At 43.5% G+C, this 23679-nt stretch carries 19 protein-coding genes and 1 pseudogene; 11 read left to right on the forward strand and 9 right to left on the reverse strand.

The features are described from left to right. The first annotated feature begins 25 nt into the window (after positions 1 to 25). Positions 26 to 1687 carry a pseudouridine synthase gene (locus tag ACE1CD_RS16075; protein WP_374825469.1) on the forward strand — a complete coding sequence of 554 codons (1662 nt, stop codon included), beginning with the start codon at positions 26 to 28 and terminating at the stop codon, positions 1685 to 1687. 283 nt (positions 1688 to 1970) lie between these two features. Here the strand turns inward: ACE1CD_RS16075 and ACE1CD_RS16080 are convergent, their stop codons facing one another. Then, positions 1971 to 3029 (reverse strand): agmatinase family protein, encoded by a 1059-nt coding sequence (locus ACE1CD_RS16080; RefSeq protein ID WP_374794334.1) that lies wholly within the window; start codon positions 3027 to 3029, stop codon positions 1971 to 1973. A 182-nt stretch (positions 3030 to 3211) separates the two neighbouring features. On the opposite strand from ACE1CD_RS16080, the gene ACE1CD_RS16085 reads away from it, so the two are divergent. After that, entirely contained in the window at positions 3212 to 3709 is a 498-nt protein-coding gene (locus tag ACE1CD_RS16085) for a hypothetical protein (RefSeq protein ID WP_374825471.1), read from the forward strand. 135 nt (positions 3710 to 3844) lie between these two features. On the opposite strand, the gene ACE1CD_RS16090 is transcribed toward ACE1CD_RS16085, so the two are convergent. Then, entirely contained in the window at positions 3845 to 4345 is a 501-nt protein-coding gene (locus ACE1CD_RS16090) for a hypothetical protein (protein WP_374825473.1), read from the reverse strand. A gap of 339 nt (positions 4346 to 4684) precedes the next feature. Between ACE1CD_RS16090 and ACE1CD_RS16095 the strand changes: the two are divergent. Beyond that, positions 4685 to 4810 (forward strand): annotated as a pseudogene (locus ACE1CD_RS16095) (IS607 family transposase); the annotation flags it as partial. 134 nt (positions 4811 to 4944) lie between these two features. Here the strand turns inward: ACE1CD_RS16095 and ACE1CD_RS16100 are convergent. The 4 genes from ACE1CD_RS16100 to ACE1CD_RS16115 form a co-directional block, all read right to left on the reverse strand. Continuing rightward, on the reverse strand, positions 4945 to 5802 hold the full coding sequence (locus ACE1CD_RS16100; RefSeq protein WP_374794337.1) for a sulfotransferase domain-containing protein: 858 nt from the start codon (positions 5800 to 5802) through the stop codon (positions 4945 to 4947). A gap of 102 nt (positions 5803 to 5904) precedes the next feature. Beyond that, positions 5905 to 6177 (reverse strand): acyl carrier protein, encoded by a 273-nt coding sequence (locus tag ACE1CD_RS16105; protein ID WP_374825475.1) that lies wholly within the window; start codon positions 6175 to 6177, stop codon positions 5905 to 5907. A 21-nt stretch (positions 6178 to 6198) separates the two neighbouring features. Then, on the reverse strand, positions 6199 to 7731 hold the full coding sequence (locus ACE1CD_RS16110; RefSeq protein ID WP_374825477.1) for a class I adenylate-forming enzyme family protein: 1533 nt from the start codon (positions 7729 to 7731) through the stop codon (positions 6199 to 6201). Positions 7732 to 7833: 102 nt separating this feature from the next. Continuing rightward, positions 7834 to 9573: a choline/carnitine O-acyltransferase gene (locus tag ACE1CD_RS16115; protein WP_374794341.1), complete on the reverse strand. Its 1740-nt coding sequence runs from the start codon at positions 9571 to 9573 to the stop codon at positions 7834 to 7836. 424 nt (positions 9574 to 9997) lie between these two features. Here ACE1CD_RS16115 and ACE1CD_RS16120 point away from each other — a divergent pair, with 424 nt between their 5' ends. The 8 genes from ACE1CD_RS16120 (at position 9998) to ACE1CD_RS16155 (ending at position 19890) form a co-directional block, all read left to right on the forward strand. Beyond that, positions 9998 to 11383 carry a methyltransferase domain-containing protein gene (locus ACE1CD_RS16120; RefSeq protein WP_374825479.1) on the forward strand — a complete coding sequence of 462 codons (1386 nt, stop codon included), beginning with the start codon at positions 9998 to 10000 and terminating at the stop codon, positions 11381 to 11383. 168 nt (positions 11384 to 11551) lie between these two features. Next, positions 11552 to 12550, forward strand: a complete 999-nt coding sequence (locus ACE1CD_RS16125) for a Rieske 2Fe-2S domain-containing protein (RefSeq protein WP_374825481.1) — start codon at positions 11552 to 11554, stop codon at positions 12548 to 12550. Positions 12551 to 12619: 69 nt separating this feature from the next. Continuing rightward, a complete protein-coding gene (locus tag ACE1CD_RS16130) occupies positions 12620 to 13621 on the forward strand; it encodes a Rieske 2Fe-2S domain-containing protein (RefSeq protein WP_374794344.1) in 1002 nt (333 codons plus the stop codon). Positions 13622 to 13634: 13 nt separating this feature from the next. After that, positions 13635 to 15431, forward strand: coding sequence for a thiamine pyrophosphate-binding protein (locus ACE1CD_RS16135; protein WP_374825483.1), 1797 nt, complete (start codon positions 13635 to 13637; stop codon positions 15429 to 15431). 81 nt (positions 15432 to 15512) lie between these two features. Continuing rightward, entirely contained in the window at positions 15513 to 16607 is a 1095-nt protein-coding gene (locus ACE1CD_RS16140; RefSeq protein WP_374825485.1) for a TauD/TfdA family dioxygenase, read from the forward strand. Positions 16608 to 16634: 27 nt separating this feature from the next. Further along, positions 16635 to 17381 (forward strand): CmcI family methyltransferase, encoded by a 747-nt coding sequence (locus tag ACE1CD_RS16145; protein ID WP_374825487.1) that lies wholly within the window; start codon positions 16635 to 16637, stop codon positions 17379 to 17381. 216 nt (positions 17382 to 17597) lie between these two features. Next, a complete protein-coding gene (locus tag ACE1CD_RS16150) occupies positions 17598 to 18794 on the forward strand; it encodes a glycine betaine/L-proline ABC transporter ATP-binding protein (RefSeq protein WP_374825489.1) in 1197 nt (398 codons plus the stop codon). 91 nt (positions 18795 to 18885) lie between these two features. Continuing rightward, complete coding sequence (locus ACE1CD_RS16155) at positions 18886 to 19890, forward strand: ABC transporter permease (protein WP_374794349.1); 1005 nt, start codon at positions 18886 to 18888, stop codon at positions 19888 to 19890. 92 nt (positions 19891 to 19982) lie between these two features. Here the strand turns inward: ACE1CD_RS16155 and ACE1CD_RS16160 are convergent, their stop codons facing one another. The 3 genes from ACE1CD_RS16160 to ACE1CD_RS16170 form a co-directional block, all read right to left on the reverse strand. Further along, entirely contained in the window at positions 19983 to 20999 is a 1017-nt protein-coding gene (locus tag ACE1CD_RS16160; protein WP_374825491.1) for an alpha/beta hydrolase, read from the reverse strand. A 378-nt stretch (positions 21000 to 21377) separates the two neighbouring features. Then, entirely contained in the window at positions 21378 to 21842 is a 465-nt protein-coding gene (locus ACE1CD_RS16165; protein ID WP_374825493.1) for a nuclear transport factor 2 family protein, read from the reverse strand. A gap of 265 nt (positions 21843 to 22107) precedes the next feature. Beyond that, entirely contained in the window at positions 22108 to 23535 is a 1428-nt protein-coding gene (locus ACE1CD_RS16170; RefSeq protein ID WP_374825495.1) for a hypothetical protein, read from the reverse strand. Positions 23536 to 23679: the final 144 nt, after the last annotated feature.

The raw sequence follows: 23679 nt of genomic DNA on the forward strand, positions 1-23679 counted from the left end.
GTCTAGCACAAAAACACAATAATATATGGCGATTATTCATTTAATTTCAGATTTTATTGATGACAATAATGCTATCGGCGATTTATTTCCTCATTATTGGTACGAAGGGCGATGTCCTGAAAGCGGCGATTTGTTGAGACTTCCTCGCACAGCAAAAATAGAAGCGATCGCTTTTGGTTTGATGCGATTCCTTGCCAGCGATGACCGTTATTCTCGTGAGGGCAAGATGTATGGAGTATTGCTGGTGCAACTGCCTTCTGGAGAAGAAAAAGTTCTCAAAGCTTTTTCCGGACTTCTTTTGGGTCAGAGTGTGGTTGAGGGCTGGGTGCCGCCGATTCCAGGAAGAGATGAAGTTGTTTTGCAAGAGTCTCTAACTTTAGCACAATTGGAGGCTATTAAGCAAGAACTAATTGCCCTCAAACAACTTCCAGAAAGGCAGCAGTACGAAAATCTTTGTCGCGAGTTTGAACAACGTTTGCTGCAAATGAACTCTCACCATCGCACGAACAAACAGGAACGACAAGAAAAACGTCAAATTTTATGCGAAACGCTCACAAAAGAAGCACTTTCCGTTGCGCTTGAACAACTCGATCGACAAAGCCAATTAGATGGTATGGAACGACGGCAACTCAAACGTCAACGGGATGAAGCATTGCAGCCACTCCAACAGTCGATCGCACAAGCTAATATGAGGATGCGCGAACTAAAACAACAGCGCAAAGAGTTGTCGCGTCAACTGCAAGCTCAGATGCACGCTGCCTACTCTCTCACCAATTTTTTCGGAAAATCGCGATCGTTGCAGCAGTTAATGCCGGGAGGGTCGCCCACTGGCACCGGCGACTGTTGCGCCCCAAAGCTGCTTCACTATGCAGCAACACACAACTTAAAACCCCTGGCAATGGCGGAGTTTTGGTGGGGCCTACCTTCTATTAATGGTGACAAAATTCCGGGAGAATTCTATGCAGCTTGTGCGGAGCGCTGTCAGCCTTTAATGGGGTTTCTGCTATCAGGATTGTCTGGCAAAGATGCGATCGCACATAACTGTTTTATAGAGCAATCGCTACCGATTATTTATGAAGACCAATGGCTGATTGCTGTCAACAAACCAGCCGGACTGCTTTCTGTGCCTGGGCGTTATCGCGATCGCATTGATAGCGTTCTCAGTCGCTTGCGCCATCAGCTACCGGATGGTATGGAGATTTTTGCCGTGCATCGTTTGGATCTGGAAACATCTGGAATTCTTCTGTTAGCTCGAAATCGTCAAACTTATGCACAACTCAGCCGGCAGTTTCAGCAGCGACTGGTGAGCAAGGTTTATGAAGCTCTACTTTCAGGTTCTGTCACGATTGAACGAGGTACGATCGAATTGCCATTATGGGGAGATCCGCAAAATCGCCCTTCTCAGCAAGTCGATGAACAGCGCGGAAAACCCAGTATGACGCACTTCCGAGTTATGGCAAGAGAAGGAAACTACACTCGCGTGGAGTTTGTTCCCGTCACAGGACGCACTCATCAGATTAGGGTTCACGCTGCCGATTCCAGAGGAATTGGCGTGCCTATTTTAGGCGATCGCCTCTATGGTTGTCGTACAATAGCAAATCGGTTACATTTGCACGCCAGAGAACTTTCCTTTCTGCATCCCCACTTAGGAGAAATTCTCCATCTTGTGACACAGACTCCCTTTTGACAGACAAACATTAGACCTCTCCAAAAATTCTTGTGGGGTAGGCATCCTGCCTGCCCTTTGAGATTCTTTTGGAGGAGATATCTAATATATAAAATTGCGATTTGATATTATTTTTGTTTAAAAACTATGTTTATAGTGAGAGCGATCGCAACATATTATCTAACATATTATCTAACCAGTAGGGTGGGGGACTGCACGGGCGATAACTTTTGAGAAAAACCAATAATTAACGAACCGTGCCATCACCCACCATCACATCTTTGTGAGTCTTCGAGGTTTTCAGTCACTTAAACAGCTTTTGCCGCGATAAACTCATCAGATTGCACAATTTATAAACCGCTCTCGCCCCCACATTGCCATCCCACTCATCATTGCCAACTTCGCACAGATCAAAACCAATAATCTGCCGTCCGCTATCCACCACTTCCCGGAACAAACAAAAAGCTTGCTCCAATTCCAAACCTCCAGGGACGGGTGTTCCCGTATGCGGACACAGTTTGGGGTCGAGTCCATCAACATCAAAACTGATATAGACTTGCTGGGGTAATTCTGCCACAATTTGTTTGCAAAGCTCTAACCAAGTAATTCCAGCATAAAGTTTTTGTTTGAGCATTCGATCGTAATAAGCAGAAACTCGCCCTTCCGACTGCTCAATCAGATTTATTTCATCAAAAGAAACATCGCGAATCCCAACTTGAACTAATTTAGAAACTTGCGGCAATTGCAGCACGTTAAACATAATCGAAGCATGAGAAAATTGAAAACCCTCATATGCTTCTCTCAAATCTGCGTGAGCATCAATATGCAGAATTCCAAACTCAGGATAACGTTGAGCCAATGCCTGAAAATATCCTAGCGGAACGCTGTGGTCGCCACCAATTACAGCCACTTGTTTGCCCTGATTCATGGCAGCAGTAGCTTGTGCAAACAGCCATTGATTGACAGCAATACATTCCTGATTGATATTTTCCAACACTTGAACTAAGTCTGGATTATCTTCCACCAGCCCCCCTTGTTCCATATGCTCGATAATCTTGGCAGCATCTTGTCTGAAAATTTCATTTTTCTGCTGAATATGTGAGGGAATTTCATACATAAAAATACCCTCTTTCCAGCCATCAGGATAATCGAAGTCATATAAATCTAGTTGCCGAGAAGCTTCCAGCACCCTTTGCGGCCCCGCCGCTGTACCGCAGCCATAGGAAACAGTAACTTCCCAAGGAATGCCAAATACAATAATATTGGCTGATTCGCAATCAAACGGAAGTCCCAACAGATTACCGTTATCGACACCAATCCCGCTAGGATCGAAGTTGTGTAAGATTTCCTCTTTTGTCGCCATTGGGCAGTTCCTCTATTAATGTCAGCAGAAAGCAACTTATTGGATAGATAGTATAACTCAGGGATAAAGGCTCTCACCCAGCCCTACACTAGATGTATTCTATCAAGTTGCTTTCCCGCGATAATCTGTCGTAGTGGTAAAAAGAAATTTTCAGAGAAGATATTAGATTAAGGATGTTGCTGATGGTTTTGAATTGGTTCTGGGAAATTGAGCTTAATCGCGCTGGGCCAGATTACTTATTTTTGGCTACCTTCAAGCCCTCTGAAGGGCTACAGCTAGCTGAAGAAGTCAGGCAACAACCACTGCCAGGATTTAAACATTACACAGCCACAAATTCTCCGTGTTGGTTACATAATCATAACGCTAGTTACGATTTATATATGGACGAATATCACTATGAGCAGTTAGTCGCAAATATAGAGGGTAAAAACGCTGCAAATATTTGGATTTATAATATAATTACTGTCTGCGGCTGTGACTTGAAAATTGAGCGCGGTTATGGGGGATCTCTAGGGGGAGAGGTGGAAACTGACCTCATCCTAAAGCTCTCCCACTCACCAAATTTGACGATCGTTAAATGGGCAGTTGTCTGTGGTGGCAATGGCTATAACTATACAGATATGGCTACTGGCACGAGTACAGCAGAATTGTTAGATTACTTGCTCGGTATTACCCGATGAATTCTATTAGACATCTCCAAAAATTCTTGTGGGGTAGGCATTCTGCCTGCCCTTTGAGATTCTTTTGGCGGAGATGTCTATTGTGATACCACTTGGGTAATTGCTCAAAAGATAAAGCCTGGGTTGAGGATGCGACTACTGAGGGTTCTCTACTTGAGTCTTTATGGTTTGCCAAACGGATAACACTCCATCGATCCATCCTTGAACAAAGCTAATCCGACTTTGGGGATCGACTTCCAGTAAGTAAGTAAAATCGGCATCATTCAAACGAGCTTGTTCTGGATAGTCTTTCAGATTCAGAAAAGTCCAGAGGTAGTCCAGCACATCTTCATCAAGGGCAACCGCCAGAGACTGAACTCGTTCAAAATGGCGGAAATCTTTGTACGATAACTTGGCACTGGAGCGAATGCCTAATTCAAACCCTTCTTGACGGACTTTGTTGAGGAGAACTTTCTTTTCCGTCTGAAGGCGTTCCACCAAATTGTCTTGTTCGGTGACTTGGACTTTGAGTTCTTCGTAGGTGATAGCCATCTCTAGGGCCTCCTGGCAAATAGCGGAAATATTAAATTGATGCTTGACGGGCTGAAGTCGGGCAAACAGTGATTCCGGAACTGCAATGGTGACTCTTTGACTCACAACTCCCTCCCCTGTTTTGTGTACTCTTATACAATAGCAGGATAAATTGCATAATGGCTAACAATGCAATAATTTGTTGCATAACATACAAATTCGCAAAAGAAAGTATGCAATAAGGTAACACTCCCATCTGGGAGTGCCGCGAAAATCCTTAAGCTTGAGGGCTTGCCTCTGCGGGTCTTTCGGGTTGATGGTGGAAAATGTTTGTATATGTTACAGATAGCTGGGATGGTGGGTTACGGCACGGGAACTTAATTATTGCTTGAAAGTGTTGAAATTATCGCCCGTGCCTAACCCACCCTACGATTAAATAAGTTTTTATTATCACCACAACCACGGGAGAGCCATTTAGCTAAAGATGTGTTGGAAATAATTACTGTTTTCTCAGCCCGCTTATACGGAAGCCGCAGCCATAAAAATAAGAAGATAGTAGAGGAGCTAAGGGACGTTGCTGCGAGGATTTAATGTTAATTTAGAGCATTGGCATCGGGATATAAATCATCCAAAAACCGTCACTTCGACGGGGATTGCCTGTGGAGGATCGAACAAGCTATTTTATGGCGATCGGATAAATTCTAGAAGCCGATGATTTCTCATCTCTACGATAACCATTCAAACTCAAGATCGGTGCCTTCTATATGGGATGCGTACCATTGGTTGAATTGCTCGATCTGCTCATCTGAAAAATAGTTTATCCAGTCGCCAACAATCCCTTTACGCATAAACGAACTACCTGGTTTAAAAGATTCAGACCATTGATCCATATTCGTTTCTGGGTTAGCCTTCATCTCTTTAAAAGAGGATTTTTGAGCTACAAATTCTGCTTCTTCCCTAGAAAGATTGAAGTTTAGGAATTCAGCAATTAGATTGATATTGTTTATCAAATCCTTCTTCATATCCTCATACTTGATAAACAGCACATTTTCATCATTTCTGTGGTTCCACCAAGGTAAGACATGATCGAAGTAGGAGCCAAAAGGCACATTTCCCTGCATAAAATACCCGAAAAATTCTTCCCAAGTACCATCCCAGCCAAATTCTACTCCACTACGCAGGAAATGAAAGTACGAAACTGCCACATCTCTTGGATTTCGGGCCAGATAAATATACTTCGCTCTGTGTTGGCTATTAGGTCGGATCATTTCGGATGGTAAATGGGTTTTAAAATAACGTGGCGACGGGTATAGTTCTAGTGTGTCTAAAGAGTAAAATTCCAGCAGAGGTATTGTTTCAGTACGAGATACTTGTTCGTTAGGGGGCTTTGGTTTAGCAATGTTATAAACAATTTCTGCTAGCCAGAAGGTTCCTGCTTTGGGATAGGTTACTAGAAAAACATCGTCTGGTCTTATTTCGTATTTATGAAGGTTAAGTACCGTTTCCCGAACTATGTATGGGTATAAAATTAGGTTATTTAACCGGATGTGTTGAAAACTTAAAGAGGGATGATCTGATAACATTTTGGCTCCTAGTAATTACATACAACAAATTAGCGATCGCCAAACTTGAGGGATGTTTTTGATTTTTTTTGTCAGGGCTACAAATAAATATTAAGTCTCTTTTTAATTTTCAGAAAAAGGGGAATTAGAAGATTTTTTCTGTATCAGTTTTATTAGACTTGCTAAATTCTCAAATACATCTAAATTAATCTCACTATTTAAAAATTTAATATCAAAAGTGTTTTCCAGTTTGTCAAGCAACATCATTGCGTCAACTGAACCCAATCCCAAACTAAAAATATTACTTTCATCTGATAGGGTTTCTGGATTGACATTGGGTAAAATTTCTAATAGCACTTTCTTGGTTTCTGCTTTTATGAATTCGACGCTTTTCATCACTTTACTCTCTTGTTTTTACTAAATTAAATCTTTTCTCAAAATTTTACCTAACGCACTTTTAGGAATTTCTTCTCGAAATTCAATGATTTTCGGGATCTTAAACTCTGTCATCCGCTCTTTACAGAACAGTACAATTTCTTTTTCTTCGATTTTTGCTCCCTCTTTTGTCACGATTGCTGCTTTTATTATCTCTCCGATATCATCTTGTTTCACACCAACAACTACAGCTTCCTGTATCGAGGGATGAGTTGTCAAGATAGCTTCTATTTCCAAAGGATCTACTTTATAACCTCCTGTATCGATCAACAGCTTCTTTCTACCAGTAATATAAAGATAACTGTTTTCATCTTTTTTCCCTAAGTCGCCAGTTAAAAACCACCCATCCTTAAATGCTTGTTGATTTAGTTCTGGCATATTATAGTAGCCGCTGGTAAGTGCTTCACTTTTGATGGCTACTTCTCCAATTTTACCAACAGGAAGTTCTTCTTCTTCATCGCTAAGTATCTTTACCTGGACATTTTTCATGGGAATACCGACTGAATCGTAAGTATTTTCCATGTTTGTATCTAAATTAATCGAAATCGACCCAGCTTCTGTACAGCCATAGAGTTGTCTGATGGGAATTTTAAACCGAGTCAGGAATTTGTCAAAAATCTCTTTAGTTAAAAAATTACCAGCGGAAAAGCATAATCTTAAAGCCGATAAATCGACTTCGAGATCGGATGGGATATCTGCCAAAATATTAAAAATGTAAGGAATGGCAGGGAAAATTGTCACTTTCTCGCTTTGGAGCAGTTCTAATACCCTTTGACGCCTAAAAATAAATGGTACTTCAACAGGATTTCCCTGCTGCAAAACTTGCTCTAATATTACCAAAGTTGCTCCATTGCAGATGGCAGCCAACAGGCAATTTCCTAAACCGTGAGCGTGATACAATGGTACTATACATAAAATATTATCTGTTGAGTTTAGGTTAGTAGTTGCGCCGAAGTTTTTTACTTCGTGATATAAGTTATGTTGGGTTTTACCAATTCTTTTAGGTTTGCCTGTTGAACCAGAGGAATATTGATAAAGTACGCTCCCACTTTCAGAAGTCGCGTTTTCATAATTTTTAGTTTCTTCTGTGACAATCAAATCATAAAAGTATGTGGTTGATGGCTCGATTCCATCTACAATAATTAATTGTATATTTTGGTTGATTTTGGCAATAATATTACGACAAAGATCGACCCGTTTTAAATCGGTAATAATGGCTTTAGGCTTGCTATCACTGATGTAGTAACTGATTTCTTCTTCTTTAAAAAGGTGGTTTAACGGCAGTGCGATCGCATTTATTTTAGCAGTTGCATAAAAAGCGATCGCAAATTCCGGACAATTAGGCAAAATCAATGCTATACAGTCACCCGGTCTGATACCAATTGTTCCCAGGCCCTTACTTAAACCCCTAACTTTAATGTATAACTCTTCGTAACTAATCCTCAATTTGTCATAGACAATAGCAGTTTTTGAAGGATATTGTTGGGCATTTTTTAGTAGGAGTTCTTCTAACATACTTTTTTTTACTAAATTTGCTCGAATTTACATCTAATATTCTTACGCTGACTTGCCGCTCTGAAAATACCCAATATATTCGATACTTTCAAGTTTAATTTACTACTTAAAAGTCTTGAGTAAATCTCCCAGTTCTGAAAGTGATTGATTCAGAAGTTTGGTATATTCTGACGGTTGGCTAAATTGACTGGTAACACACAAGGTAATTTTCTCAGGGTTGATTATGTAGCTAACTCCGTAACCGTAATTCACTGGTGGTGATACGAAAACAAAGCCAGCAATACCCATATTACCAGGTAAGCTGCTAGTCCATATAACTGGTTGAGTAAAGACTTGACTGTAGGCTTTATCCAGGAATATTTCCGGAACCATATCCTGATAACGACTGAGACTGTAAAGCGCGAGCAGGTGCGAATCAACATTCAGTCCCTTTTTACAGTTAAATAATCGTCGCATATGGGCAACTATTGCTGCATTTAGAGCTGAGTATTGTGCCTCTTTTGAACTAGCCTGGGACAAAACCCGGATTAGCTCAATCGATTCGCTAGTTACTGTACGGATCTCCTCGAATCTTCCGTATTGGAAATTCCTGATGTGTACCGATTCAGTCACACACCTAATCTTACCATACAACCGAGCATAAGCTAACTGCATGGATAGTTGAACTACAGCATCAACATTCAGGGTATGCTGCCGCAGGAAGTCAGCACCGAATTCTTGGAATTCCAGTACTTGCAAATGGTGTTGTGTCTTGAAATACCCAATATTTTCTTTTGCTAGTTCGATTTCCTCCATAATTTCTGGGCTTAACTTCCACTCTAATTGAGTGGGAGATTCCCCTTCTTCAAAAGCAGTCAGTGTGGGTGCTTCTTGGTGAGGTTTCTGGCTGATTTCGTCAGTCATACGCATTACTGTATAACCGTCAAATCCGCTGTGTTCGATGTTGATTGCTGCCTGGGAGTTAGCAGTGACAATTATTTGTACGGGTTTGTCAAACCAGCGATTTTGCCCATCACCGTAAAAGGCATTTTCAAGGCTTGTTTTTAAATTGGTGGGTGTTGTTTCGTCCAAACATACAACAAATAAAGCGCTGTCCAATAAGGCTAGAGAGCGAGCGTTTTCCGGACTAATAGATGTAATATAGGAACGGAGAACAGCCCATTGAGTGCGAGGTAAGGTTGTCAATGTCCCCACCGCACAATCATAGGAGGTAGTGTTGTCAATTATCCAGTTGAGTTGTTGTTCGATCTGTTCGATCGTTGGTAGTTGCTCTCCTTTAATTAGATTTAAGCAGTAAAAGCGATCGCGTCGGATTACTATTATATGTTCTGAGTTTTGAGTGCGTACCAGACTATCTCGCTTGATGCCTGGAATCCGCGATGTACCGAATAAGTTGTCATACTGAACCATACATAGCGCAGGACGCCCTATGTGGAATATATCCCGATCTGGTTCGAGAGAACGAGTTTTAATTTTCAGGTAGAACTTTAGTAGGTTAAAAATTAGGATGGCTGCAACGCGAGTAGGAGATAGTTCCTCGCTTCCTATGAAGGAAGACAACACTTGTGCGATGTTTGTCTTCCTCACCAATGGCAATCTCGCTTCTAAAAAGCGTTCATCTAAAAATTCATCTATATAGCTGGTGCTAGTTGAACTGGCGATCATCTCCAACTGTTTTTGGAGCTTTTGTCCTTCTTCTTGTTGAAATTTTTTCACTGCCGCCTTTGTGCAAGCTAGTTCTGTCTCGCTTAACAGCGGTGTGACTGCATCTAGATAGTGGGAGCAAGTATCTTCTAGTTGCGGTAGAGGCTGTTTGGGAAGTGAATCCTGGAATTGGTACACCGCTATTTTTCCCTTTAATTACATATTGCTAGAGAAAATTGTTTAGGCTTTATATTTCAACCCATTTAACGAAGTTTCGTCAAGTTATTTACTTTTTTTACAGATCGGTCAGCTTTAAATCGAATGTAGTTGACAAACTACACAATTTTTAGCCTATATTTCTGCGTTTACGTCAATTTATCAGAAAATTACCACAGTGTCAACTTCTTTCTTACCTCCACTAACTATGAGTTACTTAAAAAAGTTATGATGCCCAAAACTGTAATTCTGTCACGTAACACACTATCTTTCCAGATCGATTAATCTAATCATCAAGCAATTTCTTAATAAAGTGTAAATATACTTAACAATTTGGTAGTGAGAAAGGCTTTAGCATAATGGGGTAAGATCTAGCGATCGCCTACATTTTACGCAGAGTGTAAAAATGGACTTTCATCTAGATGCTTTATCAAATCTGCCCAACGTTACAGTTTTCACGGCTTATCAAAAAGAGGAATTGGAAGAGGTATATCAAAGTCTTGCTTGGGGCTATTTCGGCAACTTGTCTGATGTCAGCAATCAGGACTTTCAGAAAATCTGGGGGAGAACGAAAAATGATACAATTTCCAGCAGCGAGATTACAGCCTCCTCTCGGCTTCTCAATGTCCGCTGCGGTAAGGGCAAAACTGCGATCTGGTTAGCCCAGCAAACAGGATGTGAAGTTGTAGGGGTAGATATGAGCGAAGTCTGCATCGCCAACGCGATCGCACAAGCTCAGAACCACCCTTCACTGCGTCTCTCTTTCCACCAGGCAGAAGCAACCAGCCTGCCTTTCCCAGACGGATGGTTCACCCACGTTCTTTGCCAAGGAACTCTCGCCAAAATTCCGGAACCCGAACTAGCTTTAGGCGAAATTCACCGCGTTCTTCAGGAACGCGGTACTTTTATGTTTGATGAAATGGTAACCCCAGGATCGGCTCTCAGTAAAGTAGTTGCCAAACAAGTCGATCGGCAAGAGGGACTTACATCAACTTGGAGTCCCGATGACTGGAGGGAAAAACTGGCGCAGCTAAGCTTTTTGGTCTTAGAAGCAGAAGACTTGAGCGAAATAGTCAAACAAAACTGCAAAGTCTTGTCCGAACTGCAACAACTCGATCGATCGGAACAGAGCTATTTGGATCGGAGGATCTGGGAAGCGATCGACTCTGGTAAAGTAGAATGGTGGTTTTACAAATGCCAAAAAGTAACCAACTGGCTGTCTTGGATCTGCGAGACTTCCAATACAGAAGAACTCCGGCTTAAATACGACATCTGGGCTAGCGCCTACGAAGCTGATGTGGAAAAGCATTGGCGATTTATGACTGAGAATGCCGCACTTACTCTCGAAAAAGCGCTGCCCCTCAAGGAGGCTCTCATCCTAGATGCTGGCGCGGGAACGGGGCTCGTGGGCGAGGCTCTAGCCAAACGGGGATATACCAATATAGTAGCTGCGGATCTTTCCGAGGAGATGCTGGCTTCTGCTAGAAACAAACAGGTTTACAAGGTTCTGCACCAATGTAATTTAGAAGATCCCCAGGCTTTTGACTCCTTGGAGACTTTCGATGCCATTATCGCGGCGGGTATGTTTGCCTATGCCCACGCCGGTGTTGGGGTCTTACAAAATCTGTTCCGTTTTTTGAAGCCTGGAGGGTTATTTGTGGCGACAATGCGATCGGATTACTACAAGGAGATGGAACGATCGCTTTTTGAGTTACCGTGGAGCGTAATTGCTCAGTCAGAGTTCAAGATATATGAGAATGAAGTAATGTATATTTTGGTTTTTCGCAAGTAGCGAACTATTCCGTCTGAATCAAAGATTAAAACGGTTCTTTAGTTTTGAGGATGCCGATCTTTGGCAGCGGGGAGTAGGACAGCGGCGTCAAAGACGTTCATGTATTAACTTTTGCATAGAGATTCCCAAAGCACCTTTGTTAGCCAAATTAGGCGCTCTCTGTAATTTATGATCGAAGACCCAATCTTATTAAACGACTGGCACGTAGTAGCCAAGGTAGAAGATTGCCCACCCGGTAAAATTTTCACTGCACGCTTGTTAGGAGAAGACTTGGTGCTATGGCGTCCGAAAGATTCTAATTCTCCAATCCAAGTGTGGCAAGATTACTGCCCTCACCGAGGTGCGCGTCTGTCCTTGGGAGAAGTGTGCGATCGCACTTTAGTTTGTGCCTATCATGGCTGGGAATACGATACAGCAGGTAAATGCAAGTATATTCCGGCGCACCCAAACCAAGAGCCGCTAGAGAAAGCCCAAATCAAAACATACCAGTGTCAGGAACGCTACGGTTGGGTGTGGGTATGCCTGGGCAGTCCATCTGGTGATGTGCCTACCTTCCCAATTTGGGACGATCCCAATTGCGCTAAGCTCTGGTGCGGTCCGTTAAACTGCAATGCGAGTGGATTTCGGTTGATGGAGAGTTTTGTAGATATAGCCCATGTCCCTTTCGTCCATAGGCACAGTCTCGGTCCATCTAACCCCCAAATAGAAGACTATGAGGTGGTAGTCACGACCGAGGAAATTAGTATCCCCGAAAGAATGTTTCAGATGGACAGCGACGGTAAGCAGACGATCGAAGTAGCAACTAGCTTGACGAAGGTTTCTTCTCTGTTGACTGTATCCGTTTTTACGGAAACTAAACAAGGGCCGTCGCCCGGTCGAACTGCTTGGCTGGCAGCAATCACACCTGTTGAGGAGGAAAAGTGTCTGCTGTGGACTTGTGCGGCGATCGATCTAGACAGTAGCTTAGTGCCCCAGTGGGGAAAGATGCACGAACGGCTGCTATGGGAAGATATTCGGATTGTCAATTCTCAACGACCCGCACGTCTGCCGCTCGGACCTGCCACAGACTCCCAATGGCCAGCGAATTTGCACGTTCCGAGCGATCGCTGTACCGTGATTTACCGCAAATGGCTCAAGGATAAAGGCGTCACTTTTGGCGTATGTTAATTTCCATAAGCGATCTCTCAAAATTTTCAACCAAGTCTGTATCTTATTGAAAAATTCTTCAACTCAATTATGATCGCAGCCGATCCGATTTTACTCAATGACTGGCACCCAGTCGCCAAGGTAGAAGATTGTCCACCAGGTAAAATTCTCACTACACGCCTATTAGGAGAAGACCTGGTGCTATGGCGTCCATTAGACCCGCAAGCGCCAGTACAAGCATGGCAAGACCGTTGCCCCCACCGAGGTGCCCCTTTATCCTTGGGAAAAGTTGGCGATCGCACTCTGGCTTGTGTGTATCACGGCTGGGAATACGATCCCACAGGTAAATGCGTCCTGATTCCCCCTCATCCAGCCTTAGAGCCTCCTGCGGGAGCGCGGATTAAAACCTATCATTGTCGGGAACGCTATGGTGCCGTGTGGGTATGCTTGGGCACTCCTTCTGCCGATGTGCCTCCGTTCCCAGAGTGGGACGAACCCAATTGCCTTCAGATCCTGAGCGAACCTATACACGGTAACGCTAGTGGTTTTCGCTTGGTGGAGATTGGTATAGATTTTACTCATTTCCGTTATCTCCACAACCAAACTGAATGCAATCCGCAAGTCCACCAAGATTTTCAAGTGGAAATGACGACCGATGGAATTACTGTCTGCGAAAGACACTTTCCGGATGCGGATAGCCAAGGCAAGCGAGTCACCTATACATCCAGTTCATCGATGAAGATTCCTCATCCGTTGAGGTTATACAGTTACATAGAAATTACTCAAGGGCCGTACAAAGGGCGGTTCGCATTCTTGACAGCAATAACACCAGTTGAAGAGGAGAAGAGCGTGCAGTGGAGTTTTACAGCCACGAACATGGATAAGGCGATGCTCCCACAATGGTTGGTGTTTAACCAGCAAGTGCAACAAGAAGATGTTTGGATGGCAGAACGCCTACAACCAAAACGGATGCCGCTCATCCCTCCCACAGACAACAGATGGCCAGCCGATTTGCACGTTCCGAGCGATCGATCTTCGCTTACTTACCGCAAATGGCTTAAACAAATAGGTGTTACTTATGGCGTTTGTTAATAGGTAAATATTTGTGGAACAAGAGCAAACTTCCTATTACATAACTCTGCCATCTGGTCTGGGTGAAAAAGATCGCAATATTACCCTGGCTCAGGTCCTCTTAAAATACCTTGAACTGGAGGGTGTCACTAAATTGTTTGGCATACCCAGTACCGCTATGAAGCACTTGTTGAACGAATTAAAGAACCAAAACGACAAATTCGACTACGTTATTTGCCGTCAGGAAACAGGGGCAGCTTTCATAGCCGATGGCTATTTTCGGGTGACAGGTAAACTAGGGGTGGTATTGGTTGCTTGTGATGCTGGATTGCCCAATGCTTTAACTGGAATCTTAACCGCTCAACACGACAAATCCGCTTTATTGGTCATTAGTGTAGAGCCGTCAGCAGAAAATTATAGCAACAGCCACATCTTAGATGAAGTTGAGATTAGCGAGAATATTAATGCTGTCTACCGCAATATCTGTCAGTACAGCGATCGCATCCGCAGTCCCCAAACTTTCCAACCTATTTTGACTCAAGCATTGCGAAATGCACTGGCTATTCCATCTCGTACTACTTGTATCGGTTTGCCGGACAAACTCGCGGGGAGTTACCTATCTGAGGAGATGGCATTTCCCACTAAGCCAGAACATTATCGGGCCATTCCCCAATTCTCAAGTCCTCATCAGGTGCAACAGGCATTTGATTATCTCACTCATGCCAAACAGCCACTAATTTTATTGGGGAACGGATGTCGCCCAGCACTTCGCGATCGCCAGAGACTGGAAAAATTCAAGTCATTTGTGGAAAAGTTTGCCATTCCAGTGATGACAACTCCCGATGCTAAGGCCATTTTTCCAGAAAGCCATTGGTTGTCATTCCGAAATTACGGCATTGCTGGCTGCAATTGGCCTAAATACTATCTGGAGAGTTCCAACTACGACGCCCTGATGGTAATGGGATCGAGTCTGGGTAGATACAGTACAATTCCTCCTCAAGCAGGCAAAGAACCGTTGATTCCCAAGGGTGCTTTGATTCAGGTGGATCTGGATCAAAGCGCGATCGCCCGCTTCTTCCCCGTCCAACTAGGAATTGTCGCAGAAGTTGGCACCGTAATTGACAATCTGTTTGAGCTAAGCGATCGTACCCAAGCAGACGAATCAACTGTAGCAGAGCGGCGAGCATTGATTAAACAGATCCGGGAAACTCACTCGCCGTTCCTCGAACCGCAAAAGCGCAATTCTGAAGCTGCGCCTATTTTACCGCAAGCTTTGATGAAGTGTATCAACGATAACGAAAAGCTGCGTCAAGGAGGTCATATCTTTATCGATAGCGGTAACTCTACCCACTGGGCGTGGCACTACTTGGAACTCGATCCGCCAGTCGAATTTCACGTTTCCTCTACGATCGGGCCAATGGGATTTGGCACTGCTGGTGCGATCGGTGGTAAAATAGGCTCGCCAAATCAGGTTTGCGTAGCCATTACTGGCGACGGCGGCTTTATGATGCAGGGAAATGAAATATCGACCGCTGCCCAGTACAATGTTGGTGTCGTTTGGGTAATCCTTTATGACAATGACTTGAATATGATCGGTCAAGCCATGAATCAGTATTTTCCAGAGCCGTCAGTCTGGAAAAATTACTATCAGCTGGGAAAACCAAATCTAGCTAAGTTTGCCGAAGGACTGGGAGCAGATGCTTATGAGGTTCGCACTCTGGAGGAAATGCGGCTGGTATTTGCAGAAGCGATCTCGAAAGCAGATATTAATAACAAGCCTCAAGCGATCGTTGTTTATATAAATACAGAAGAAATACCACCTTGGTTTTAATTTCAGATTTGAGGTTTCAGATCGATCGAAATTTGAAATCTCAAATCTACAATCTGAAATTTAATTTAGGAGTTTCTGCTTATGCAAAAAGAACAATTTGTCACCATTGGCGGTAAACGCTTTCACTATACTTGGTTGCGCGACAATTGTCTGAATTCTCAAAATCGCCATCCAGATTCCCTCGAAAAACTGAATGATATTTGCGATCGCCCCTCACACCCACAACCGAAGTTTATCGAAGAACGCGATGGAAACTTGATCGTTGATTGGAATGAAAATCCCCCTCTCCGCAGCGTTTTTCCCATTTCTTGGCTACTCGCTCACACTTGCGATCCACAACCTCAATCTCCGATCGGTGAAAATGTGATTCTGTGGGACAAAGCTTGGTTGGAAGCCAACCCGATCGAATGGCCCGATGTTCGTAAGTCAGATTTTAAAATGTGGATCGAGCAATTGTTATCTCTAGGATTTATCATCCTGCGAAATATTCCCCTAGAAGAACTTGATACCTTTATCTCATCCTTCGGCCCAGTCCGCAACACCGAATACGGTGGCATTATGACACAAAAAGTCGGCAAAGACTTAGCTGCAACCAGTCACGGCATCCCACCCCACAACGATCTGACTTTCTGGTACGGACATCGGACAACACAATTCATCCATTGTGCAAAAAACGAAGCGGCTGGCGGACAAACATTTACGATCGATGGTTTTCGCGTCGCCAAAGACTTTCGTGAAAATCATCCTGACTATTTTCAAATTTTGGCAGAAACTCCCATACAATTTTGGCGCGTTCAGCACGAGCATCAATATTTCTTTCGTCCGGTAGCTTCTATCATCGAAGTAGATAAAGCAGGTAATACTACCGCAATTCGCTTCAGTCATAAGAACTGCGTACCGCAATTACCGTTCGACCAATTAGAGCGTTTTTATGAAGCTTATACTGCCTTCTCTCGCTATCTTAATAATCCAGATTACCAATACCGTTTTCGTCTGACTGCCGGAGATTGTCTGCTCATCCAGAACTTCCGGGCGCTGCACGGACGGACAGATTACGATGCTACTGTCGGAGCGAGAGATTTTAGGGTAGCTTATATGGAATGGGACTACTTTTTGGCAAGATACTTTTATCAACGCGAGTTGGAAGTAACCCATTTCGCTATCAATGGAAATTGACCTGAAAGTAGCAAGGAAGAAAACTGGATGAGCTACCAAAGCGTTGTCAAAGCAGCAATCCACAAACAGGCACCTTTCAACCCAAATCGGTTTGCCAAAATTTCTGAAAGAAAAGATCGATGCGATATTCCAGCACCTGCTTGGCGATCGCTCTTGGAAAACGCTTATTTCCAAACTTGGAAAGGAATACTTTTCGATAAAGGGCCAACCGAAATGGCTCTTTATCCCATGCTTTTGTACGAACTCAAACCGAAAACAATTATTGAAATCGGAGCATTAAGCGGTGGCAGTGCCATTTGGCTAGCCGATCACTTGGAAATGTTCCAAGTAGAAGGTCGTGTCTATTGTATAGATATCGATCTTTCTCTCCTTGATGAAAAAGCAAAAACTGACTCGCGAGTTCATTTCTTAGAGGGGGATTGTCACAATATGGCTGCCATAATGCCACCGGAAATGCTGGCAACGCTCGCTCATCCTTGGTTAATCATAGAAGATGCTCATGCTAATGCGGTAGGAGTTGTTGAATATTTTCACCAATTAGGTATCCAAAGTGGAGACTACTTGATTGTCGAAGATACCAATCAAGCTATGTGGGAGTTGGAATGGGATGATTGGGATGACCAAGAAGTATTAGAGAAAGGAAAACGTAAATTAGAGGAGTTGAAAAGCTGGTTAATGAATCATCAAAACGAATATCTAATCGATACATACTATCAAGATATGTACGGTTATAACGGCTCGAAAAACTGGAATTCTATCCTGAAAAAAGTATGAAAAAGAAGTCAATAATTAGGATATGGATGGGGAGAAGCTTAACACCATCGTTCCGCTCGAAACACATACTTTAATTATAAATGCTAAAAATCTAATTAGCAAGCAGGTAGATTAAATTAAGGATTTCAAATGAATTAGGGTTATTTATTCTGAAATGATTAATCAGCGAAAAACATTAATATTGAGGAAATTTAGGAATTAAATTGAGAGGTAATAATGAAAAATTTACAACCTAAAGTCAGAATTGAAAATTTGATCAAAATTTATGGAAAAAACCCGCGCTTAGCTCTCCAAATGTTTCGCGAAGGTAAAAGTAAAGATGATATTAGGCAAGCCATAGGTCATGTTGTAGGCATTGCAAATGTTTCTTTGACAATCAATCAAGGCGAATTATTCGTCGTAATGGGATTATCTGGTTCGGGAAAATCGACGCTAATACGCTGCATTAACCGTTTGAACGATCCTACCAGCGGGCATATATATATAGATGACGAAGACATCGCTCACGTTGAGGAACAAAGACTGCGAGAAATTCGCCTGCTCAAAATCTCAATGGTGTTTCAAAATTTTGGGTTGTTCCCCCACAAGACTGTGGCTGAAAATGTTGAGTACGGTTTAAAAGTGCGGGGAATGGACAAAACTTCTCGCCACCAAAAAGCCCTAGAAATCCTGGAAACGGTGGGTTTAACTGCATGGGCTTCTTATTTACCCGCTTCCCTGAGTGGGGGAATGCAGCAGCGGGTAGGGCTAGCCCGTGCCTTAGCTACAGATGCTGAAATTTTACTGATGGACGAACCATTTAGCGCTCTCGATCCCCTAATTCGACGTGAAATGCAGCAGGAATTGCTGCGCCTGCAAAAACAACTGCACAAAACAATCGTCTTTATCAGCCATGATATTCACGAAGCGCTGAAAGTAGGAGATCGCATTGCCGTGATGAAAGATGGCAGCATCATTCAAATCGCCACTCCCGAAGAACTCGTTACCAACCCTAGCGATGATTATATCCGCGCTTTCATCCAAGATGTCAACCGCGCCCAAGTCATCAAAACTGGTACTATTGCTCGTCAAACAGTTCCTTTAATTCTCGGTGAAGACAACGATCCTAGCGCCGCACTAAAGCAAATGTTACATCACGACTTCAACGATATGTATATTGTCGATCGCGACGGCAAACCTGTTGGTACCGTCAATAGAAAAACTCTGGAAACCGCCATTTCACAAGGCCGGGAAGACATCAGCCAAGTGATGCAGACCAACTTTCCCCAAGTTAATGCTTCCACGAGTTTAGAAAATACATTTCATCTCTGCCAACAAGGACTTCCTATAGCTGTAGTTGATGGGTCAGGATTTTTCAAAGGAGTTGTTGAAAAATCGGATGTTCTTGTTAATATATTGACGCTCCCCAACTAACCATCAGCTTATTGACAGCCTTCAGGAGCGTCAGGAGCGGAGGAGCAAACGAGTAGAAAGGCAATCCCAAATCCCAAATCTAAAATCTAAAATGTTAAATTCTTTGGCTCTATCCAGTCATTTCATTGCCTTAAGTCAAGGCTGGCTTGATGTTATCTTAAATCCCTTTAAACTTTATACCTTACCCATTCAAGATTGGATTAACACCGGAGTTAATTTACTGGTCGAGCGCTGTCGTCCCATCTTCCAAATCATTCGGATTCCTTTTAGCTTAGCACTTGATAGCATAGAATGGCTGTTCCTTGCTATTCCTCCCCTGATTTTGTTGCTAATTCTTGGCTTGACAATCTGGCAACTGGCTGGGCGAAAAATTGCTATTTATAGCGTCATTGGGCTCATATTCCTTGGCTTTTTGGGGGTGTGGGAACAAACAATGATGACACTTTCTCTCATGGGGACAGCAGTATTGTTTTGTGCGGCGATCGGCGTTCCCATTGGCATTGCTTGTGCCAGAAGCGATCGCCTAGAACAATTTGTCCGCCCTGTACTCGATTTTATGCAAACCCTGCCATTGTTTATCTATCTCGTCCCTGTAGTAATGCTGTTCGGCATTGGCAAAGTGCCGGGAGTAATAGTTACATTAGTTGTGGCTATACCACCTCTAATTCGCCTCACCAACTTGGGCATCCGGCAAGTGTCAACAGAAGTAGTCGAAGCAGCGATCGCTTTTGGTTCGACCCCTAAACAAGTGCTGTGGGAAGTACTTCTTCCCCTCGCGATGCCCAGCATCCTGACCGGTTTGAATCAAACAATCTTGATCGCCTTATCAATGTCGGTGATTGCCTCGATGATTGCCGTGCAAGGACTGGGAATGATGGTGTTACAGGGCACCAGCAGCTTGAACGTAGGACTGGCTGCCGTAGGCGGATTGGGGATTGTTTTGATTGCGATTATGCTCGATCGGATTAGCCAAGCAGTAGGTGAAGCCGATCGCCAAGTTTCCTGGTTCGAGCAAGGACCGATCGGTTTTCTCCTCTCCCAGTTAAACATAATAAAAAAAAAGAGAATTCTCAAGAAACCCAGTTTGTTGAAGTAAACACCAAAAAAGTAGTGACTTTGGTTGCGCTAGCAACAACTAGAGCAACTACAGAATCAAAATCAGTCATAAAAATGACCTTCGATCGCTGGTTACAAGCAGCTAGAGAAGCCGAGAAAGCTTTTGGTTAATTCTGATTTTGTGAAAGCGCGACGCAGAGCTGTTGCACTCTGGACTAGCGCCTTTTCACGTCCCTCAGTTACGCCCTGGATATAGATAAAGCCATGAATCATATCTTCATAACAGGTATATTCAACTTCAACTCCAGCATTGCGTAACTTCTTTGCGTAGTCTTCGCCTTCATCAACAAACGGATCGAATCCGGCGGTGATAATCAACGCAGGTGGTAAACCGCTTAAATCCTCTGCTAATCCAGGCGAAGCCCGATGGTCGAACACATCTGCTTCACTGTTGAGGTAGTGGTTATTACACCATTCTATGATTTTCTCAGTCAGAAGATAGCCCTGACCGTACACCTCACGAGAGGGAAATTTGGGGGCAATATATATATTTGGGTACAGCAGCAGTTGAAAAATCAGACTCGGACTGCCATTGGCTTTAGCCAGTTGGGTAACTACAGCCGAGAGGGTGCCCCCAGCGCTATCGCCACCTACAGCTATTCGTGTCGGATCTCCTCCCAATATCGAAGCATTTTGGGCCACCCACTGGGTAGCGGCAAAAGCATCCTCCACCGCCGCTGGAAATTTGTGTTCCGGTGCCAGACGATAGTCAACTGAGACCACAATACAATCTGCTTGTTTACACAAGTGGCGACAGATTGGATCGTGAGTATCCAAGTCACAGAGTACCCAACCACCACCGTGGAAGAAAACCAGAATGGGGAAAGGCGTATCTTTGTTTACTGCCTGTGGTGTGTAGATCCGCACTGGTATTGTTCCTGCTACTCCGGGAATTTCGCGATTTTCCACAGAGTACAAGGGAAGGGGTTCTGTATTTATAAATACCTGCTCGGCGTATTGCCTCTCAAGAATACGTCCCTCAGTTGGTGAAAGTTCCCAGAGTTCGGGAGCATTGCTGGCTTCAAGCTCCTTCATCATGGCAATCCATCCTGGATGTAATTGCCTTGATGTGTTCGGTTTTGTTTCCATAAATTTAGTTCGATCGTTTTTAACTATATTATGAATCACGATCCCCAACAAATTTACGTCAAATAAAACCGATTTCTGCCTAAGTCATCGACGAGCTTAATTTTTCTTAAAATCCCTCATCTGAAAAAACTTTAATTTGGATATTCCAGGAAAGTAAAAATAGTCCCGAACCGACTCGACTGCGTGCCGAAGAGTCGATTAATAAACATCAAAAGTTGTTTGATAGCTGGTTAGAAAAAGCTAGAGAAGCCAAAAAAGCATTTGCTAGTGCAAATCTCTAGCTTGATGTAGATATACATTTAGGACATTTTGTCAATTCAAAATTAGATGCGATCGCTCTGAATTTTGTCTATCCATTGCCACAGAGTTATTAAGCTCCTATGCGTTCTTGGCAAGTCTAAAGATATCGTTATTACCGCGATTCCAAAGCACTGCAAACTTCCATTGCTTGATTTTCCAATCCGATCCGATCCGAATCAATCCGGCTATATAGTAACCGCCCATTTCAAAGGTGTTATCTCCTTGATCGTTAGGCAGAAAGTGCATTGCACTCACATGAGCTACACAGGTCGCGGTATCATCTGATATTTCCACAGAATGGTTAGTGATTTGATGCTGAGTAGCTTTCAATCCTGATAAATCTTGGCGAGCAGCATTAACCATTTCTTCTGGCTGGAAACTTGCCACTGGTATTCCAATAGAAGAATAGTCAACCTCAACGGGATTGGCGAAAACGTTGTGAAGAAGCTCCCAATTACGCAGATCGATCGCTAACCCATATTGATTAACGACTTCAATAATTTTCGCTCGGTCGGTTAATTTAGCTAGCAAGTCTTCAGTCATAGTTGATGAATTCAGAACTTGAAGTAGAGATACGCAGATACAATAGCACATTTGGCATTCAAGCAAATACTTCATCCGATCGAAAACCGCTATAACTGTCTCGACATTCCACACCACAAAAGTTCTAAAACTCTTGCTACTAAATTGATTGCGCGAAACTCGCGTGCCTTTCCCCTTTGCTCGTCTGAACCTTAAGGGGACGACAAGCCCCCTCAAGTCGAGATTTAATCAAACTTCATCCGCAAAGTTACGTTTGCGATCGCAACTAACTATGTGTCCTGTTAAGCGGCATAGCCGGATCGGGATCTGAAGCAGAAGCGTTCAACATTTCAGGCTCAGTCGTAACTGTAGCGTTGAATTCATTGATTCGTCTGAGTTCCTCCTGGTTATTATTTACCATTACAGTCGCATAGAGGTCGCACATTTCATCTGTTGAGTACATTCCCCAAGTTACCGTTTTCGGAGGATCGTTTGGGTTATATGGATTATCGCTGGAATTATCAAAGTAGGCTTCCATCTCCAGCTTTGTCCCTTTGGGCAAGTTCAACGGATGCGAATATTCGTAATCCAATTGCCAGTTGAAGTTCCAGTCTTTAACCGAGATCATCGGCTCGATCGTACCATCTGGAAGAATTGCTCGAACTTTCATCTCTCGACCGAGAAAGTGCATATGGGGCTTGACATCAATGACTTGCACATCAATGGGAATTGTTCTAGTAGCGGTGACTTTATAGTGCGGCTCCCCAGGGGGTATTTCCAAGTTATACTGTCCGAATAAAAGTTTGGTGGCCAGCTTCTGCGGTTTGGTCGAAGCCAGGTATATTCCCACACTGGATCGATCTGTCATCCCATTTGCAGTTGCGGGGTAATGGTTTTCCAGAATCAGATCCGAGCCTTTAGGGATTACGCTAGAAACCCCATCAGGTAAGTAGTTTGCCAACATTCCCGGTGTCCACATATAAATAATATCCGCCCAGTGATTCTTATTCTCGCCCAGGCATGGATATCCTAAACCTGGATATTCTGCATCCCATTTACGTGCCTCATCACTTGCAGCTTGATGTAGATTCGCATGGTGAACAGCTTTGTAATTGCCTGGTTTTATTTCTATTGCCCTAACGTACAGGTCTTCCGGCAGATTGAGCGGCAGTACAAAACATTGATATCGGTCCCCATCTGTGGCTTCCACTGTGTAGGGTTGTGGTACTTTCAAGATCAGGTCAGGCAATCCTAGTTGCCAGTCTCCATCTGGGAATTCTGGTGTTGGTGGCAAATCGGCTGCATCGCCCTCGACTGCACCTGTATTCAACCATTCCTGAATCAGGGCAATTTCTCGATCGCTCAAGCGTCGCGAATTTTTGAACTCTCCATACCCAGGCACGGCTTTCCACGGTGGCATATAGCGGGAAGAAGTTGCCCAGGCTATTTCTTCGGCGTGATTTGCTGCATCTCGGTAAGTTAACAACGAGAAAGGGGCAACCTGACCGGGGCGATGGCAGGTAGCACAATTCTGATTGAGGATAGGTGCAATATCTTTGGTGTAAGTTACCGATATCGTCGGCTGATTGCCAGCTTGACTTAATGAAGCAATAGATTCATTCGCCAAACTCACAGGTACGCCAACTGCGAAGGCGGCTGTGAGCATAACTGCCAAGACTAGAATAACTCGATAAATAGAGAACGCTGGTTTCATCTGTCTATGAATTTGGCACAAAAGCCATATATACTCGTTAAACGAGAAGCTATTATAGGCGCAAAGCAACTCAATACGTTGCTTGTATCCCTAAAAAAGCTCTCCCGTACCTGTGGTGATTGAGATACTTGAATGTCCCACTGT

The sequence above is a fragment of the Aerosakkonema sp. BLCC-F183 genome, assembly GCF_041929145.1.
Taxonomy (GTDB): Bacteria; Cyanobacteriota; Cyanobacteriia; order Cyanobacteriales; family Aerosakkonemataceae; genus Aerosakkonema.

Bases quoted from the DNA above. Each gene is read 5' to 3' on its own strand.
- ACE1CD_RS16075 (WP_374825469.1), top strand. From the start codon at position 26: ATGGCGATTATTCATTTAATTTCAGATTTTATTGATGACAATAATGCT.
- ACE1CD_RS16080 (WP_374794334.1), bottom strand. From the start codon at position 3,029: ATGGCGACAAAAGAGGAAATCTTACACAACTTCGATCCTAGCGGGATT.
- ACE1CD_RS16085 (WP_374825471.1), top strand. From the start codon at position 3,212: ATGGTTTTGAATTGGTTCTGGGAAATTGAGCTTAATCGCGCTGGGCCA.
- ACE1CD_RS16100 (WP_374794337.1), bottom strand. From the start codon at position 5,802: ATGTTATCAGATCATCCCTCTTTAAGTTTTCAACACATCCGGTTAAAT.
- ACE1CD_RS16105 (WP_374825475.1), bottom strand. From the start codon at position 6,177: ATGAAAAGCGTCGAATTCATAAAAGCAGAAACCAAGAAAGTGCTATTA.
- ACE1CD_RS16110 (WP_374825477.1), bottom strand. From the start codon at position 7,731: ATGTTAGAAGAACTCCTACTAAAAAATGCCCAACAATATCCTTCAAAA.
- ACE1CD_RS16120 (WP_374825479.1), top strand. From the start codon at position 9,998: ATGGACTTTCATCTAGATGCTTTATCAAATCTGCCCAACGTTACAGTT.
- ACE1CD_RS16125 (WP_374825481.1), top strand. From the start codon at position 11,552: ATGATCGAAGACCCAATCTTATTAAACGACTGGCACGTAGTAGCCAAG.
- ACE1CD_RS16130 (WP_374794344.1), top strand. From the start codon at position 12,620: ATGATCGCAGCCGATCCGATTTTACTCAATGACTGGCACCCAGTCGCC.
- ACE1CD_RS16140 (WP_374825485.1), top strand. From the start codon at position 15,513: ATGCAAAAAGAACAATTTGTCACCATTGGCGGTAAACGCTTTCACTAT.
- ACE1CD_RS16145 (WP_374825487.1), top strand. From the start codon at position 16,635: ATGAGCTACCAAAGCGTTGTCAAAGCAGCAATCCACAAACAGGCACCT.
- ACE1CD_RS16150 (WP_374825489.1), top strand. From the start codon at position 17,598: ATGAAAAATTTACAACCTAAAGTCAGAATTGAAAATTTGATCAAAATT.
- ACE1CD_RS16155 (WP_374794349.1), top strand. From the start codon at position 18,886: ATGTTAAATTCTTTGGCTCTATCCAGTCATTTCATTGCCTTAAGTCAA.
- ACE1CD_RS16160 (WP_374825491.1), bottom strand. From the start codon at position 20,999: ATGGAAACAAAACCGAACACATCAAGGCAATTACATCCAGGATGGATT.
- ACE1CD_RS16165 (WP_374825493.1), bottom strand. From the start codon at position 21,842: ATGACTGAAGACTTGCTAGCTAAATTAACCGACCGAGCGAAAATTATT.
- ACE1CD_RS16170 (WP_374825495.1), bottom strand. From the start codon at position 23,535: ATGAAACCAGCGTTCTCTATTTATCGAGTTATTCTAGTCTTGGCAGTT.